Annotated in this window: 15 protein-coding genes; 7 read left to right on the forward strand and 8 right to left on the reverse strand. The window is 61.6% G+C overall.

Translation table 11 applies throughout. The features are described 5' to 3' along the window. Positions 1 to 96: 96 nt before the first annotated feature. From cmoB to HU749_RS06180, 8 genes are all read right to left on the reverse strand, one after another. The gene (gene cmoB, locus HU749_RS06145; protein WP_186649993.1) at positions 97 to 1,053 is read right to left on the reverse strand and encodes a tRNA 5-methoxyuridine(34)/uridine 5-oxyacetic acid(34) synthase CmoB; all 957 of its coding nucleotides are present in this window, start codon (positions 1,051 to 1,053) and stop codon (positions 97 to 99) included. Beyond that, positions 1,050 to 1,793, reverse strand: coding sequence for a carboxy-S-adenosyl-L-methionine synthase CmoA (cmoA, locus tag HU749_RS06150; protein WP_018611163.1), 744 nt, complete (start codon positions 1,791 to 1,793; stop codon positions 1,050 to 1,052). The genes cmoB and cmoA overlap by 4 nt, the downstream gene beginning before the upstream one ends. 232 nt (positions 1,794 to 2,025) lie before the next feature. Then, on the reverse strand, positions 2,026 to 2,661 hold the full coding sequence (locus HU749_RS06155; protein ID WP_095962824.1) for a lysoplasmalogenase: 636 nt from the start codon (positions 2,659 to 2,661) through the stop codon (positions 2,026 to 2,028). Positions 2,662 to 2,663: 2 nt separating this feature from the next. Beyond that, positions 2,664 to 3,056: a protease inhibitor I42 family protein gene (locus HU749_RS06160; RefSeq protein ID WP_014336724.1), complete on the reverse strand. Its 393-nt coding sequence runs from the start codon at positions 3,054 to 3,056 to the stop codon at positions 2,664 to 2,666. A 216-nt stretch (positions 3,057 to 3,272) separates the two neighbouring features. Then, positions 3,273 to 5,687: an endopeptidase La gene (gene lon / locus HU749_RS06165; RefSeq protein WP_095963310.1), complete on the reverse strand. Its 2,415-nt coding sequence runs from the start codon at positions 5,685 to 5,687 to the stop codon at positions 3,273 to 3,275. A gap of 154 nt (positions 5,688 to 5,841) precedes the next feature. Next, positions 5,842 to 7,155, reverse strand: a complete 1,314-nt coding sequence (locus tag HU749_RS06170; RefSeq protein ID WP_041475749.1) for an MFS transporter — start codon at positions 7,153 to 7,155, stop codon at positions 5,842 to 5,844. A gap of 306 nt (positions 7,156 to 7,461) precedes the next feature. After that, complete coding sequence (locus HU749_RS06175) at positions 7,462 to 8,703, reverse strand: transporter associated domain-containing protein (protein ID WP_186649990.1); 1,242 nt, start codon at positions 8,701 to 8,703, stop codon at positions 7,462 to 7,464. A 12-nt stretch (positions 8,704 to 8,715) separates the two neighbouring features. Then, the gene (locus tag HU749_RS06180) at positions 8,716 to 9,528 is read right to left on the reverse strand and encodes a cytochrome C assembly family protein (protein WP_041475750.1); all 813 of its coding nucleotides are present in this window, start codon (positions 9,526 to 9,528) and stop codon (positions 8,716 to 8,718) included. 206 nt (positions 9,529 to 9,734) lie between these two features. Here HU749_RS06180 and ffh point away from each other — a divergent pair, with 206 nt between their 5' ends. From ffh to dsbC, 7 genes are all read left to right on the forward strand, one after another. Further along, a complete protein-coding gene (gene ffh / locus HU749_RS06185; protein ID WP_046063931.1) occupies positions 9,735 to 11,111 on the forward strand; it encodes a signal recognition particle protein in 1,377 nt (458 codons plus the stop codon). 251 nt (positions 11,112 to 11,362) lie between these two features. Next, positions 11,363 to 11,614 (forward strand): 30S ribosomal protein S16, encoded by a 252-nt coding sequence (gene rpsP / locus HU749_RS06190; RefSeq protein WP_003198088.1) that lies wholly within the window; start codon positions 11,363 to 11,365, stop codon positions 11,612 to 11,614. A gap of 5 nt (positions 11,615 to 11,619) precedes the next feature. Further along, positions 11,620 to 12,156, forward strand: coding sequence for a ribosome maturation factor RimM (rimM, locus tag HU749_RS06195; RefSeq protein ID WP_003198090.1), 537 nt, complete (start codon positions 11,620 to 11,622; stop codon positions 12,154 to 12,156). Further along, positions 12,138 to 12,911, forward strand: coding sequence for a tRNA (guanosine(37)-N1)-methyltransferase TrmD (gene trmD, locus HU749_RS06200; RefSeq protein ID WP_170845966.1), 774 nt, complete (start codon positions 12,138 to 12,140; stop codon positions 12,909 to 12,911). The genes rimM and trmD overlap by 19 nt, the downstream gene beginning before the upstream one ends. A 45-nt stretch (positions 12,912 to 12,956) precedes the next feature. Further along, the gene (gene rplS / locus HU749_RS06205; protein ID WP_003175895.1) at positions 12,957 to 13,307 is read left to right on the forward strand and encodes a 50S ribosomal protein L19; all 351 of its coding nucleotides are present in this window, start codon (positions 12,957 to 12,959) and stop codon (positions 13,305 to 13,307) included. Positions 13,308 to 13,439: 132 nt separating this feature from the next. Then, positions 13,440 to 14,336 carry a site-specific tyrosine recombinase XerD gene (gene xerD, locus HU749_RS06210; protein WP_003198093.1) on the forward strand — a complete coding sequence of 299 codons (897 nt, stop codon included), beginning with the start codon at positions 13,440 to 13,442 and terminating at the stop codon, positions 14,334 to 14,336. A gap of 206 nt (positions 14,337 to 14,542) precedes the next feature. Beyond that, on the forward strand, positions 14,543 to 15,274 hold the full coding sequence (gene dsbC, locus HU749_RS06215) for a bifunctional protein-disulfide isomerase/oxidoreductase DsbC (protein WP_014336731.1): 732 nt from the start codon (positions 14,543 to 14,545) through the stop codon (positions 15,272 to 15,274). Positions 15,275 to 15,345 lie beyond the last annotated feature (71 nt).

The following is a 15,345-nucleotide window of genomic DNA, read 5'->3' on the forward strand; positions in this document are numbered from 1 at the left end:
GACCGCGGTGCCTCCATCGCGGGCAAGCCTTGCTCCCACAAGGGCTCGCTCCCACAGTGGAGTTTTGTGGTGAATGGGCGATTCAGCTTGGGCGATTTACTTACGCGCCACAATCACCGCCCGCATCGGCGCCGGCAGCCCTTCGATGGTTTTGCTGTGGTCGGCGGGGTCGAGGAAGTCGCTCAGCGACTGATACTTCATCCACTCGGTGCTGCGCTGTTCCTCTACGGTGGTCAGGCTCACGTCCACGCAACGCACGTCGCTGAACCCGGCGCGGCGCAGCCAGCGCTCCAGGGCCGGGACCGACGGCAGGAACCATACGTTACGCATCTGCGCGTAGCGGTCCTCGGGCACCAGCACCTGGTGTTCGTCGCCCTCGATCACCAGGGTTTCCAGCACCAGTTCGCCGCCCTTGACCAGGCAGTCCTTCAAGGCCAGCAGGTGCTCGATCGGTGAGCGCCGGTGGTAGAACACGCCCATGGAGAATACCGTGTCGAAGCCTTCCAGCTCCGCTGGCAGGGCTTCGAAGGGGAACGGCAAATGCCAGGCGTTGGGCTGCGACAGGTAGCGCTGCACCGCCTGGAACTGGCAGAAGAACAGCCAATTGGGGTCGACGCCGATCACCGTGTCAGCCCCGGCGCCGAGCATCCGCCACATGTAGTAGCCGTTGCCGCAGCCCACATCGAGGATGCGCTTGCCTTTCAGGTCCAGGTGCGGGGCCACCCGTGACCACTTCCAGTCCGAGCGCCATTCGGTGTTCACGTGCACGCCAAACAGGTCGAAAGGGCCTTTGCGCCATGGCGACAGGCCCATCAACGCAGTACGCATTTGCGCACGGGTTTCGTCGGAACAATCGGTGTCCAGCGTCAGACCATTCAGCAGGTCGACCGTGGTGGGTTGCAGGGCCGGCAGCGCATCGAGCGCGCTTTGCCAACGCTCCAGATCGCCATGGCCCTTTTCCATCTTGCTGTCGAGTTGCGTCTGCAGTGTCGCGGCCCAACCGGCCAGGGGCGTGCCGGCCAGATGGCGGGCGAGGGGGGACAGATCAATCATGGCAGGGCAATCAACGAGGCGAAGTTAAGACACTGGAACCACGGCACGACTTTCGAGAACCCGGCCGCCAGCAGGCGTTCGCGGTGTTCCTCGAGGCTGTCGGGCTTCATGACGTTTTCGATGGCGCTGCGTTTCTGGGCAATTTCCAGCTCGCTGTAGCCGTTGGCGCGCTTGAACGCCACGTGCAGGTCGGTGAGCAGGGCGTGTTCCTCGGCATCGTTGAACCGCAATTTTTCCGACAGGATCAGGGCACCGCCGGGTAGCAGGGACTGGCGGATGCGGCTCAACAATGCGGTGCGCTGGTCTGGCGCGATGAATTGCAGGGTGAAGTTCAGTGCCACCACCGAGGCCGGCTGGAACGTCAGGGCGAGGATGTCGCCTTCGATCACTTCCACCGGCAGCAGCTCCTGGAACATCGAGTCCTGGCCGTTGAGGTATTCGCGGCAGCGCTCGACCATGGCCGCCGAGTTATCCACAGCGATTACCCGGCAACCGTCGGTGCGCACGTGACGGCGCAGGGCCTGGGTCACGGCGCCCAGGGACGAGCCCAGGTCGTAGAGCACGCTGCCCGGCTGGGCGAATTGCGCGGCGAGCACGCCGAGGTTTTCGACAATGGTCGGGTAACCTGGCACCGAGCGCTTGATCATGTCCGGAAACACCCGCACCACGTCCTCGTTGAAGGCGAAGTCCGGCACTTGGGCCAGGGGTTGGGCGAATAGGCGATCGGGGTCTTTACTCACGGCGGTTCCAGCGGCATGGGTGGTGAAAAGGCCGGCATTTTAACCAAAAAACCTGTGGGAGCGAGCTTTGTGGGAGCAAGGCTTTGTAGGAGTAAGGTTTTGTGGGAGTAGGGCTCTGTGGGAGCAAGGCTTGCCCGCGATGAACGATAATGCGGTCTTGCTATAGACCGCGGTGCCTTCATCGCGGGCAAGCCTTGCTCCCACAGATCCTTGCTCCCACATTAATCTTTGTTCAGTGTGGCTTTTGGGGGAACGCCGACGCCGTAATCCCCCACTGGCCCAGCCAATAACTGACGATGATCAGGTAAGGCGCGGCATGGAAGGGCTGCACGAACCGGTTGATGCCAATCAGGCTGTCGGAGAATACAAAGGCCAGCGCCCCGGCGGCGGCCAGCCAGGCCGAGCGTTTCGGCACGCCGGTGCCCAGCCGCGCCAACGCTCGCCAGAGCATGGCGCTGATGGCCAGGCCGTAGACAATCACCGGCACCAGCAACGGCCCGAGGCCGTTCGACACCAGGATCCCCAACAGCACCGCGCCGATGCCCAAGGCCAGGGCCAATGGCAGCAGTGCCGGGCGGTGGCAGTCGCTGAGATAGGCTTTCAGGTAGGCCAGGTGCGCCAGCAGAAACGCGCCAAGGCCGAACACGAACAGATCCCCCGGCCAGGCCAGCAACACGTCGCCCACCAGCGAAAAAATCAGCCCGAGGCTGATCCAGCGCCGATAGTCACTGGGCGGCGCATCGTGCAGCCAGCCGAGCAGGGCCAGGACCGGCATGGGCTTGACCAGCAGGCACAACAGCGTGGCGTGCACGGTCAGGCCGTACAGGTAGGTGGCTGCGCCCATCAGTGCAAGGATCAGCCAGCCCACGGTCAGTTCACCGCAATGGCGCAGTCGAAGGTTTCCACGGGCGGTACTTCCGGGGCCCAGGGCTGCTGATAAGTCAGGCGCAAGCGCCCGGTGCCGGCGCTGAACGCCTGAAAGCGCCAGGTCGAGACACCTGCGGCGCCGACGATGCCGGCGTCTTCCGGGTTGCGATAAACCTCCGGCCCCAAGCCTTTGAGCACGCCACCGGCCGAATCCTGGATCGCCCAGCGATAACCGGTGCTGGGGTTGCTGGGCAGGCTCAGGATCAGGTTCTGCCCGTTATTGAGCCTTACCGGGCACTGGCTCAGTTTTTCCACGGTCACGTTGTTGCTGGTTTGCGTGGCGCAGGCGCTCAACAGGGCGAGGCTGAGAGGGACGAGCAAGCGAGTGAGGGACATAAGGGCAACGGCTCCGGCATTTACGACGAACGGCGAGCATAACCGAAGATGCTACTGGGTGTGTCAGGTGGGCATATGTTGTTGCTGATGCCGTCATCGCGGGCAAGCCTTGCTCCCACAATAGATCTTTGTCGCACACAAAATCTGTGAGCGACATTTTACCCTGTGGGAGCAAGGCTTGCCCGCGATGGCGCCCGCACAAGCGCTAGAGAAATATCAGAACAACACCTTGGCCACATCCGCAAACCGCTTGGCAAAGTGCACCGTGACACCTTCCTTGAGGTAGTCCGGCAGTTCTTCGAAGTTGCCCCGGTTGGCTTCCGGCAGGATCAGCTCGTTGATTTTCTGGCGGCGCGCCGCGATGACCTTCTCGCGCACCCCGCCTATCGGCAGGACGTGCCCGGTGAGGGTCAGTTCGCCGGTCATGGCTACGCCTTTTTTCGGCGGCTGGTTGCGGGCCAGGGACAGCAACGCGCTGGCCATGGTCACGCCGGCGCTCGGGCCGTCCTTGGGCGTGGCGCCTTCCGGTACGTGCAGGTGAACGAAGGCCTCGTCAAAGAACTTCGGATCGCCACCAAATTGCTTCAGGTGCGAACTGACGTAGCTGTGGGCGATTTCCGCCGATTCCTTCATCACGTCCCCCAGTTGCCCGGTCAGCTTGAAGCCGCGATTGAGGGTGTGGATGCGCGTCGCTTCGATCGGCAAGGTCGCGCCGCCCATGCTGGTCCAGGCCAGGCCAGTGATCACGCCGACGCCGGACAACACCTGCTCGTTGCGGAATACCGGTTTGCCCAGAGAGGCCTCGAGGTCCTTCGGCCCGAGCTTGATCACGGCCTTGGGGTCGTCGATCAGCTTCATCACCGCCTTGCGCACCAGTTTGCCCAGCTGTTTCTCCAGCTGTCGCACCCCAGCCTCACGGGCATAGCCGTCGATCAGCGCCTTGAGGGCGCTGTCGTTGATGCTCAGGCTGCCCTTGGACACGCCGGCCTTGGCCAGTTGCTTGGGCCACAAGTGACGCTTGGCGATGGCGACTTTTTCTTCGGTGATGTAGCCCGACAGGCGGATCACTTCCATCCGGTCCAGCAGCGGGCCGGGGATCGAGTCCAGAGTGTTGGCGGTGCAGACGAAGAGCACTTTCGACAGGTCCAGGCGCAGGTCCAGATAGTGGTCGAGGAATTCGACGTTCTGTTCCGGATCGAGGGTCTCCAGCAAGGCCGAGGCCGGGTCGCCCTGGTAGCTCTGGCCCATCTTGTCGATCTCGTCGAGCATGATCACCGGGTTCATCACTTCGACGTCTTTCAGTGCCTGCACCAGCTTGCCCGGCTGGGCGCCGATGTAGGTGCGTCGATGCCCCTTGATCTCGGCTTCATCACGCATGCCGCCGAGGCTGAAACGGTAGAACGGTCGCCCCAGGGACTCGGCGATGGATTTGCCGACGCTGGTCTTGCCCACGCCCGGCGGGCCCACCAGCAGCACGATGGAACCGCTGATCTCGCCTTTGTAGGCGCCGACGGCGAGGAACTCCAGGATGCGGTCCTTGATGTCGTCCAGGCCGGCGTGGTGCTGGTCGAGCACCTTGCGCGCGTGCTTGAGGTCAAGCTTGTCCTGGCCAAACACGCCCCACGGCACCGAGGTCGCCCAATCCAGGTAATTGCGGGTGACGGCATATTCCGGGGAGCCGGTTTCCAGGATCGAAAGTTTGTTCATTTCCTCTTCGATGCGTTTCTGCGCCTGGGCCGGCAGCACCTTGCCTTCGAGCCGCTGCTCGAACTGTTCGATATCGGCGCTGCGGTCGTCCTTGGTCAGACCCAGCTCCTGCTGGATGACCTTGAGCTGCTCCTTGAGGAAGAACTGGCGCTGATGTTCGCCGATCTTGTTGTTGACCTCGGCGGAAATCTCTTTCTGCAACCGCGCCACTTCGACTTCCTTGCGCAGCATCGGCAGGACTTTTTCCATGCGCTTGAGCATGGGCACGCAGTCGAGTACTTCCTGCAGTTCGTTGCCGGTGGCGGAGGTCAGCGCGGCGGCAAAGTCGGTCAGCGGCGAAGGGTCGTTGGGGCTGAAGCGGTTGAGGTAGTTCTTCAACTCTTCGCTGTACAGCGGGTTGAGCGGCAGCAGTTCCTTGATCGCGTTGATCAGCGCCATGCCGTAGGCCTTGACCTCGTCGGTCGGCTCGCTCGGCTGGTGCGGGTATTCGACTTCCACCAGGTACGGTGGGCGATGGTGCTTGAGCCAGGTGCGGATGCGCACGCGGGTCAGGCCCTGGGCGACGAATTGCAGTTTGCCGCCTTCCCGGCTGGCGTGGTGCACCTTCACCAGCGTGCCGTACAGCGGCAGTTTCGAGGTGTCGAAATGGCGTGGATCTTCCTGGGGCGAGTCCATGAAGAACAGCGCCAGGGAGTGATGGTCGGACTTGGCCACCAGCTCCAGGGTCTCGGCCCACGGTTCTTCGTTGACGATGACCGGCAACACCTGGGCCGGGAAGAACGGACGATTGTGGATCGGGATGATGTAGACCTTGTCTGGCAAATTCTGGCCAGGCAGGGCCAGGCCGGTGCCGGAAGAGGTGTGTTCGATGTGTTCGGAGTCAGCGTAATCGTGAGTGGCTTCTGTAGAGTGCTGGTCGCTCATGGGGCACCTGCGCAATGGGGTATGGGTCTTAGATGGGGCAGGTGGGGGGTGGTTTCAATGGTGGGCGATTGTTAGTGGTTATTTCATTGGCGGGCGTTCAGGCTTGCGACAGGTTCCCGTGGCGAGGCGTGGAGCCCTCGCCACGGCCCCGGGCCTAGGCGACCCGGTTCAAGTCGTTGTGGCGCGTCTCCTTCAGGCACAGCACGGCGATGACGCTGAGCAGCGCGGCCGCTGAAACATAGCCCCCGACATAGCTCAAACCGCCCATCGCCACCAGTTTCTGGGCGAAGAACGGCGCGGCCGAGGCGCCGACGATGCCGCCCAGGTTGTAGGCCGCCGAGGCACCGGTGTAGCGCACGTGGGTGGGAAACAGTTCCGGCAGCAAGGCGCCCATGGGGGCAAAGGTCACCCCCATCAGGAACAGCTCGATGCACAGGAACAGCGCCACGCCGCCAGTGGAACCGTGGGTCAGCAACGGCTCCATGAGGAAACCCGAGGCAATCGCCAGTACACCACCGAGGATCAATATGGGTTTGCGGCCGTAGCGGTCGCTGGCCCAGGCCGACAGGGGCGTAGCGGCGGCCATGAACAGCACGGCAAAGCACAGCAGGCCCAGGAAGGTCTCGCGGCTGTAGCCGAGGGTGGACACGCCGTAGCTCAGGGAAAACACTGTCGAGATGTAGAACAGCGCGTAACACACCACCATCGCCGCGGCGCCCAGCAAGGTTGGCGCCCAGTACTGGCTGAACAGCTCGACCAACGGCACCTTCACCCGCTCCTGACGGGCCATGGCATTGGCGAACACCGGGGTTTCGTGGAGCTTGAGCCGCACATAAAGGCCGACGATCACCAGCACGGCACTGAGCAGGAACGGAATCCGCCAGCCCCAGGCGCGGAACTGCTCGTCGTCCAGGCTCATGGCCAGGGTCAGGAACAGCCCGTTGGCCGCCAGGAAGCCGATGGAGGGCCCCAGCTGGGGGAACATGCCGAACCAGGCACGCTTACCCTTGGGCGCGTTCTCCGTGGCGAGCAGCGCCGCCCCGCCCCATTCACCGCCCAACCCCAGGCCTTGGCCGAAACGCAGCACGCACAGCAGGATCGGCGCCCAGGCGCCAATGCTGGCGTAGCCGGGCAACACGCCGATGAGCGTGGTGCACACGCCCATCAGCAGTAGGGATGCCACCAGCGTCGACTTGCGCCCGATCCGGTCGCCGAAGTGACCGAACAGCGCAGAACCCAGCGGGCGCGCGAGGAAGGCGATGCCGAACGTCAGGAAGGACGACAGCATCTGTGCCGTGCCTGAGGTTTGCGGGAAGAATACCGGCCCGATCACCAGGGCCGCAGCCGTGGCGTAGACGTAGAAGTCGTAGAACTCGATGGCGGTGCCGATGAAACTCGCGGTGGCCACGCGGGTGGCCGAATTTGTCGGCTGGGCAGACACAGCCTCGTTGCAGGTAGCGGTCGTCATGCGGTTATCCCTGACAGTCATGTGCTCCGTTGGAGCGAATTATTATGGTCGAACACCCAGGGATGTGGGCGGGTATCCTTTCGCTGTTTCGGGTAGGAACAGTCGCAGGACCGGTGCGGATTTTGCCGATGGTCGGGTCGGAACCGGCTGGGTGCGGGTAAGCACGGGGTTCGGACGGGGCTGGGTAAGCGGATTGAGTATAGGAAGGGGGCTAACGAATCAACAAGAGTGCTGCCATACAATATCGGCGCTGGCGATGAGCTTTTTGTGGCGAGGGAGCTTGCTCCCTCGCCACGGGTGCGGTGTTTAGAGCACCGCCGGCACCGAACTGTTATGCCACGCCAGCACCTGGCTGACGCGATTGTCCACGGTTTCGATGATTTCCAGCCGATAACGGCCGATCTTCAGGCACACCGGGCTTTCGGGGATGGTTTCCAGGGCTTCGGTCACCAGCCCGTTGAGGGTCTTGGGGCCGTCGCAAGGCAGGTGCCAGCCCAGGGTCCTGTTCAATTCGCGGATCGACGCCGCGCCATCGATCATCAGGCGACCGTCGGGCTGGGGGTGGACGTGGGGGTTGTCGAGGCTGTGCTCGCTCTCGAATTCGCCGACGATTTCTTCGAGGATGTCTTCCAGGGTGACGATGCCCAGCACTTCGCCGTATTCGTCCACCACCATGCCCAGGCGCCGCTGCTGCTTGTGGAAATTCAGCAATTGCAGTTGCAGTGGCGTGCTTTCGGGGACGAAGTAGGGCTCGTGGGAGGCGGTCAGCAGCGCTTCCTTGGTCAGGCTCGCGTCCGCCAGCAAATGACGGATCTGGCGCGTGTTGAGCACCGCTTCGACCTGGTTGATGTCGCTGTGGAACATCGGCAGGCGGGTACGCCGGTTCAGGCGCAACTGTTCGATGATCTCGCCGATGGGGTCGTCGAGGTTGATCCCATCGACCTCGCTGCGGGGCACGAGGATATCGTTGACGGTGATGTTGTCCAGGGCGTGGATGCCGGAAATCGGGTGCAGCCGGCTGCTGCTGTGCTCTGGTTCCTGCTCGCTGCGCGGTGGCGCGGGCATTTCGTCGTCGCTCTGTTGCACCATGCTGGCTTTGCGCGCAAAGGGGCGCAGCAACAATTGGCTGGCACCATTCAACAGCCAGGCAAACGGATAGAGGATCTTCAACGGTATGCCCAGCAAGGCGTTGCCCAGCGCCAGCACCGCTTCGGGTTGGCGGGTGGCCAAGGTGCGCGGCAGGTAGTCGGCGAACACCAGCAGGGCCGCGCCGCTGCCGAGCCAGGCTACCCAAGGGCCGTTTTCCAGCCAGGTAAAGATCGCCAGCAAGGTGCCGATGACCACGGCCAGGGTGCGGCAGAGGGTATTGCACAGGATCAGGCTGGCCAGCGGGAATGTCAGCGTTGCCAGCGGTTTGTCACTGGCGCGTGAGGCCGTGCGTTGGGTCAGTAGGTGCTGCTGGGCGGCTTCGATGGCGGTGAACAGGGCCGACCAGAGGATCAGCACCACCAGCACGGCAAACAGCGGCGCCACGGGCAACGTATCCATCAGCGCCGTCCGTCACACATGCAGGATGTATTCGCGGACCAGCTTGCTGCCGAAGTACGCAAGCATCAGCAGGCAGAAACCGGCCAGGGTCCAGCGGATTGCCTTGTGGCCGCGCCAGCCGAGGCGGTTGCGGCCCCACAGCAGCACGCTGAACACGACCCACGCCAGGCAGGCGAGCAGGGTCTTGTGTACCAGGTGCTGGGCGAACAGGTTCTCGACGAACAACCAGCCGGAGATCAGCGACAGCGACAGCAGGCTCCAGCCGGCCCAGAGGAAACCGAACAGCAGGCTCTCCATGGTTTGCAGCGGCGGGAAGTTGCGGATCAGTCCGGACGGGTGCTTGTGCTTGAGCTGGTGGTCCTGCACCAGTAGCAGCAAGGCTTGGAATACCGCGATGGTGAACAGGCCATAGGCGAGTATCGACAGCAGGATGTGGGCAAGGATGCCCGGTTCTTCGTCGATGATCTGCACCGTGCCCGACGGCGCGAACTGCGCCAGCAGCACCGTGGCCAGCCCCAGCGGGAACAGCAGCACCAGCAGGTTTTCCACCGGAATGCGCGAGCAGGCCAGCAGCGTCAGACCGATCACGGCGACGGCGATCAGGCTGGCGGCATTGAAAAAGTCCAGGCCCAGGCCAATCGGCGTCATCAGGTGGGTATAAAGGCTAATCGCGTGGCCGAGCACCGCCAGCACGCCAAGCGTGACCAACAGGCGTTTGTTCGCCTTGGCGCCGGTGGCCAGGCGGGTGCCTTGATAGAGGGTCGCAGCGGCATAAAGGCAAGCGGCGGCGAGCGTGGCAAGCAAGCTGGGTGACAAGGGGAGCATAAATCCTGTTAGGCAAGCCCGAAAGGCGCTGAGTTTGGCATAGAACCCCCTCCGCACGAAAGACCACCGCAACTGACAGTAAGGTGTACGTTGCCCGCTTCTTCGCTATAATCCGCGACCTGCCCACGCCGCAGGCTCGCCGAGCACATTTTTCACGGTCTGGGCCGCCATTATCCCGGTCTCATCTGGGCCTGAAAGGATCGCGCATGTTTGAAAACCTAACCGACCGTCTCTCGCAGACGCTGCGCCATGTCACCGGCAAGGCGAAACTGACCGAGGACAACATCAAAGACACCCTGCGCGAAGTGCGCATGGCGTTGCTCGAAGCCGACGTCGCCCTGCCGGTGGTCAAGGATTTCGTCAATTCGGTCAAGGAACGCGCCGTCGGCACCGAAGTGTCGCGCAGCCTGACACCGGGCCAGGCGTTCGTGAAGATCGTCCAGGCCGAACTCGAAAGCCTGATGGGCGCCGCCAACGAAGACCTGAACCTGAGTGCCGTACCGCCAGCGGTGGTGCTGATGGCCGGCCTGCAGGGCGCGGGCAAGACCACGACAGCCGGCAAGCTGGCGCGCTTCCTTAAAGAGCGCAAGAAGAAGTCGGTGATGGTGGTGTCGGCGGACATCTACCGTCCGGCGGCGATCAAGCAACTGGAAACCCTGGCCAACGACATTGGCGTGACGTTCTTCCCGTCCGACCTGAGCCAGAAGCCGGTCGACATCGCCCAGGCGGCTATTAAAGAAGCAAAACTGAAATTCATCGACGTGGTCATCGTCGATACCGCCGGTCGCCTGCACATCGATGAAGAGATGATGGGCGAGATCAAGGCGCTGCATGCCGCGATCAACCCGGTGGAAACCCTGTTCGTGGTTGATGCCATGACCGGCCAGGATGCGGCCAACACCGCCAAGGCATTCGGTGATGCGTTGCCGCTGACCGGCGTGATCCTGACCAAGGTCGACGGTGACGCCCGTGGCGGTGCCGCGCTGTCGGTACGCGCCATCACCGGCAAGCCGATCAAGTTCATCGGTATGGGCGAGAAGAGCGAAGCGCTCGAGCCGTTCCACCCCGAGCGTATCGCTTCGCGCATCCTTGGCATGGGCGACGTGCTCAGCCTGATCGAGCAGGCCGAACAGACCCTCGACAAGGACAAGGCCGACAAACTGGCCAAGAAGCTGAAGAAGGGCAAGGGCTTCGACCTCGAAGACTTCCGCGACCAGTTGCAACAAATGAAGAGCATGGGCGGCCTTGGCGGCCTCATGGACAAACTGCCGAACATCGGTGGCGTGAACCTGGCGCAGATGGGCAATGCCCAGGGCGCTGCTGAAAAGCAGTTCAAGCAGATGGAAGCCATCATCAACTCCATGACCCCGGCCGAGCGCCGCGACCCTGAGCTGATCAGCGGTTCGCGCAAACGCCGTATCGCCATGGGTTCCGGCACCCAGGTGCAGGACATCGGTCGCTTGATCAAGCAGCACAAGCAGATGCAGAAGATGATGAAGAAATTCTCCGCCAAGGGCGGAATGGCCAAGATGATGCGCGGCATGGGTGGTATGTTGCCCGGCGGCGGCATGCCGAAAATGTAAAGAATCTGCGCCGACTGTCATGTCGGCGTTGCCCCGCACGGATGCGGGGATCTCCAGCAAACCCGCGCTACGCGGGAGCTGACTTGCCGTTTTTCATGACGGCTCTATGGCAAATCTTGATCGCATGGCGCCAGGCGCCGGAAAAAGACATTTGCAAAAGTCCGGATATTCCTTAGAATATGCGGCCTTTCGGGCACCTATGCCCGCTGTGCATTTAGATTTGCAGCACCGACTACAGGAACGATGTTCACATGCTAACAATCCGTCTTGCCCTTGGCGGCTCCAAAAAGCGCCCGTTTTACCACCTGACCGTAACCGACAGCCGCAACCCGCGTGACGGTTCCCACAAGGAGCAGGTTGGTTTCTTCAACCCTGTTGCCCGTGGTCAGGAAGTTCGTCTGTCCGTGAACCAAGAGCGCGTAGCCTACTGGCTGAGCGTTGGTGCACAACCTTCTGAGCGCGTTGCTCAGTTGTTGAAGGAATCGGCTAAGGCTGCGGCCTGAGCAATATGAACGCGACGCCAAAAGATGCTGATGATTTGATCGTTGTCGGCAAGATCTATTCTGTACATGGCGTTCGCGGCGAAGTGAAGGTGTATTCCTTTACTGATCCGATCAAGAACCTGTTGGACTACAAAACCTGGACGCTCAAGCGCGAAGGTAGCGTGAAACAGGTGGAGCTGGTCAGCGGACGCGGGAACGACAAGTTCCTGGTCGCAAAGCTCAAGGATCTCGATGATCGTGAAGAAGCGCGTCTTCTGGCCGGTTATGAGATCTGTGTGCCGCGCAACCTGTTCCCTGAACTGACCGACGGCGAGTACTACTGGTACCAGCTCGTGGGTCTGAAGGTCATCGACCACCTCGGGCAATTGCTCGGGAAGATCGATCACCTGCTCGAGACCGGTTCGAACGATGTCATGGTGGTCAAGCCTTGCGTCGGCAGCCTGGATGATCGCGAACGCCTGTTGCCCTATACCGAGCAATGCGTGTTGGCCGTCGACCTTGCCGCAGGCGAGATGAAGGTGGAATGGGATGCGGATTTCTAAACGTGGCTAACTTGCGCGTTGAAGTCATCACATTGTTTCCCGAGATGTTTTCCGCCATCAGCGAGTACGGCATAACCAGCCGCGCGGTGAAACAGGAGCTGTTGCAGCTCACCTGTTGGAATCCGCGGGACTACACCACGGATCGACATCACACTGTGGACGATCGCCCGTTTGGCGGTGGTCCGGGCATGGTGATGAAGATCAAGCCCCTGGAAGATGCGCTGGTTCAGGCCAGGACGGCAGCCGGGGAGGGTGCGAAGGTGATCTACCTGTCGCCCCAAGGCCGTCAGCTGACTCAGTCGGCGGTACGCGAGCTGGCGAATTCGGATGCATTGATCCTGATTGCCGGCCGTTATGAAGGCATTGACGAGCGTTTCATTGAAGCTCATGTCGATGAAGAGTGGTCGATTGGCGACTATGTACTGTCTGGCGGCGAGCTGCCGGCGATGGTCCTGATCGATGCGGTTACACGACTGCTGCCTGGAGCTTTAGGGCATGCAGATTCCGCTGAGGAAGATTCCTTTACGGATGGTCTGCTGGATTGCCCGCACTACACCCGACCGGAGGTGTATGCGGATCAGCGTGTTCCCGACGTGTTGCTAAGTGGCAACCACGCGCACATCCGGCGTTGGCGTTTACAGCAGTCCCTTGGTCGGACCTATGAACGACGCGCCGATCTTCTGGAAAGCCGCTCGCTTTCTGGAGAAGAGAAGAAGCTGCTCGAGGAATACATCCGCGAGCGGGACGATAGTTAACAACGTATCGATGGTGAGTCCGACGACTTGCCTTAGGAGCACAGCATGACTAACAAAATCATCCTTGCACTCGAAGCAGAGCAGATGACCAAAGAAATCCCTACCTTTGCCCCAGGCGACACCATTGTCGTTCAGGTGAAAGTGAAGGAAGGCGACCGTTCCCGTCTGCAAGCGTTCGAAGGCGTCGTTATCGCCAAGCGTAACCGTGGCGTGAACAGTGCATTCACCGTTCGTAAAATCTCCAACGGTGTCGGCGTAGAGCGTACTTTCCAGACCTACAGCCCGCAAATCGACAGCATGGCTGTCAAGCGTCGCGGTGACGTACGTAAAGCCAAGCTGTACTACCTGCGTGACCTGTCGGGTAAAGCAGCTCGCATCAAGGAAAAACTGGCTTAAGTCCAGCTTCCGATGCAAAAAAAGCAGCCTGCGGGCTGCTTTTTTGTTGCCTGCGATTTGCTCTTTGAGCACCCTGCATAGCTTCATTTCCCATTTCGATGCCGTGTGTGCCCGCATCCTTCAAGAGTTTTTATGCCAGCCATCGATCATCCGTTGATAGACCAGTTTCTCGACGCCCTGTGGCTGGAGAAGGGCCTGTCCGATAACACCCGTGATGCCTATCGCAGCGACCTGGCGCTGTTCAACGGTTGGTTGCAGGAAAACCACCTGGAACTGATCAATGCCGGCCGGGAGTTGATCCTCGATCACTTGGCGTGGCGCCTGGAGCAGAACTACAAGCCGCGCTCGACCGCGCGTTTTCTCTCCGGCCTGCGTGGTTTTTATCGCTACTTGCTGCGGGAAAAGCTGATTGCGGTGGACCCGACCTTGCGCGTGGAAATGCCGCAACTGGGGCGCCCATTGCCCAAATCCCTGTCGGAAGCCGATGTGGAGGCGCTGCTGGCGGCACCCGACCTCAGCGAAGCCATCGGTCAGCGCGACCGGGCCATGCTGGAAGTCTTGTATGCCTGTGGCCTGCGGGTCACCGAGTTGATCAGCTTGACCCTGGAGCAGGTCAACCTGCGCCAGGGCGTGCTGCGGGTGATGGGTAAAGGCAGCAAGGAGCGCCTGGTTCCGATGGGTGAGGAAGCGATCGTCTGGGTCGAGCGCTACATGCGCGATGCCCGGCATGAATTGCTGGGTGGGCGTCCCAGCGATGTGCTGTTTCCCAGCCTGCGCGGCGAGCAGATGACTCGCCAGACCTTCTGGCATCGCATCAAACACCAGGCCAAGGTGGCCGGGATCAACAAATCCCTCTCGCCCCACACCTTGCGCCATGCCTTTGCCACGCACCTGCTCAACCACGGCGCCGACCTGCGGGTGGTGCAAATGCTGCTCGGCCACAGCGACCTGTCCACCACCCAGATCTACACCCACGTCGCCCGGGCGCGGTTGCAGGACCTGCATGCCAAACACCATCCGCGCGGATGAATGAAGTCCCCTGTGGGAGCAAGCCTTGCTCCCACAGGACAGCTCCCACAGAAAAGCCTGCATCAATCCTCAAAGCGTCTTGCGTCAGCGGCATTCGGTCACGCGGGCCTTATGTGGTAGGCTTTGTCGGTTTGCACAGTGGGCGGTTGGAACCCGAATCTGCGGGTCGGCGTTTCCCGTCTCATTTGTTCGCCTCAGGAGTCCCCATGCGTTTGATCCAGATGTTCACCGCCGCCGCCATTGCGCTGGCCAGTACCTTTGCCATCGCCGACGACGCGGCCGACAAGGCTATCCGCAAGAGCCTGGAAAACCTTCAGCTTGAAGTGCCGATCGAAACCATCTCGGCCAGTCCCATGGCCGGCCTGTATGAGGTCAAGCTCAAGGGCAGCCGCGTGCTTTACGCCAGCGCCGACGGTCAGTACATCGTCCAGGGCAACCTGTTCGAGCTCAAGGACGGCAAGCCGGTCAATCTCACCGAGATGACCGAGCGCCAGGGCATTTCCAAGTTGATCAACGGCATTCCAGTCGCTGAAACCGTGGTCTATCCGGCGATTGGCGAAACCAAGTCGCACATCACCGTGTTCACCGACACCACCTGCCCGTATTGCCACAAGCTGCACGCCGAAGTGCCGGAGCTGAACAAGCGCGGCATCGAAGTGCGCTATGTTGCGTTCCCGCGCCAGGGCCTGGGCTCGCCGGGCGATGAGCAGTTGCAGGCGGTCTGGTGCTCCAAGGACAAGAAAGCGGCCATGGACAAGATGGTCGATGGCAAGGAAATCAAGGCCGCCAAGTGCGAGAACCCGGTTTCCAAGCAGTTCGCCCTTGGCCAGTCCATTGGTGTGAACGGCACGCCGGCCATCGTTTTGGCCGACGGCCAGGTGATTCCGGGCTACCAGCCGGCGCCACAAGTCGCCAAACTGGCCCTGGACGCGAAATGATCATGGGCGATCCGCTTCTGAAGATCACGGCTCGGCGAAAACCTTCGTCGGGCCGTTAAACACAAAGTCGC

It is taken from the genome of Pseudomonas ogarae, from assembly GCF_014268695.2.
Lineage (GTDB): Bacteria > Pseudomonadota > Gammaproteobacteria > Pseudomonadales > Pseudomonadaceae > Aquipseudomonas > Aquipseudomonas kilonensis.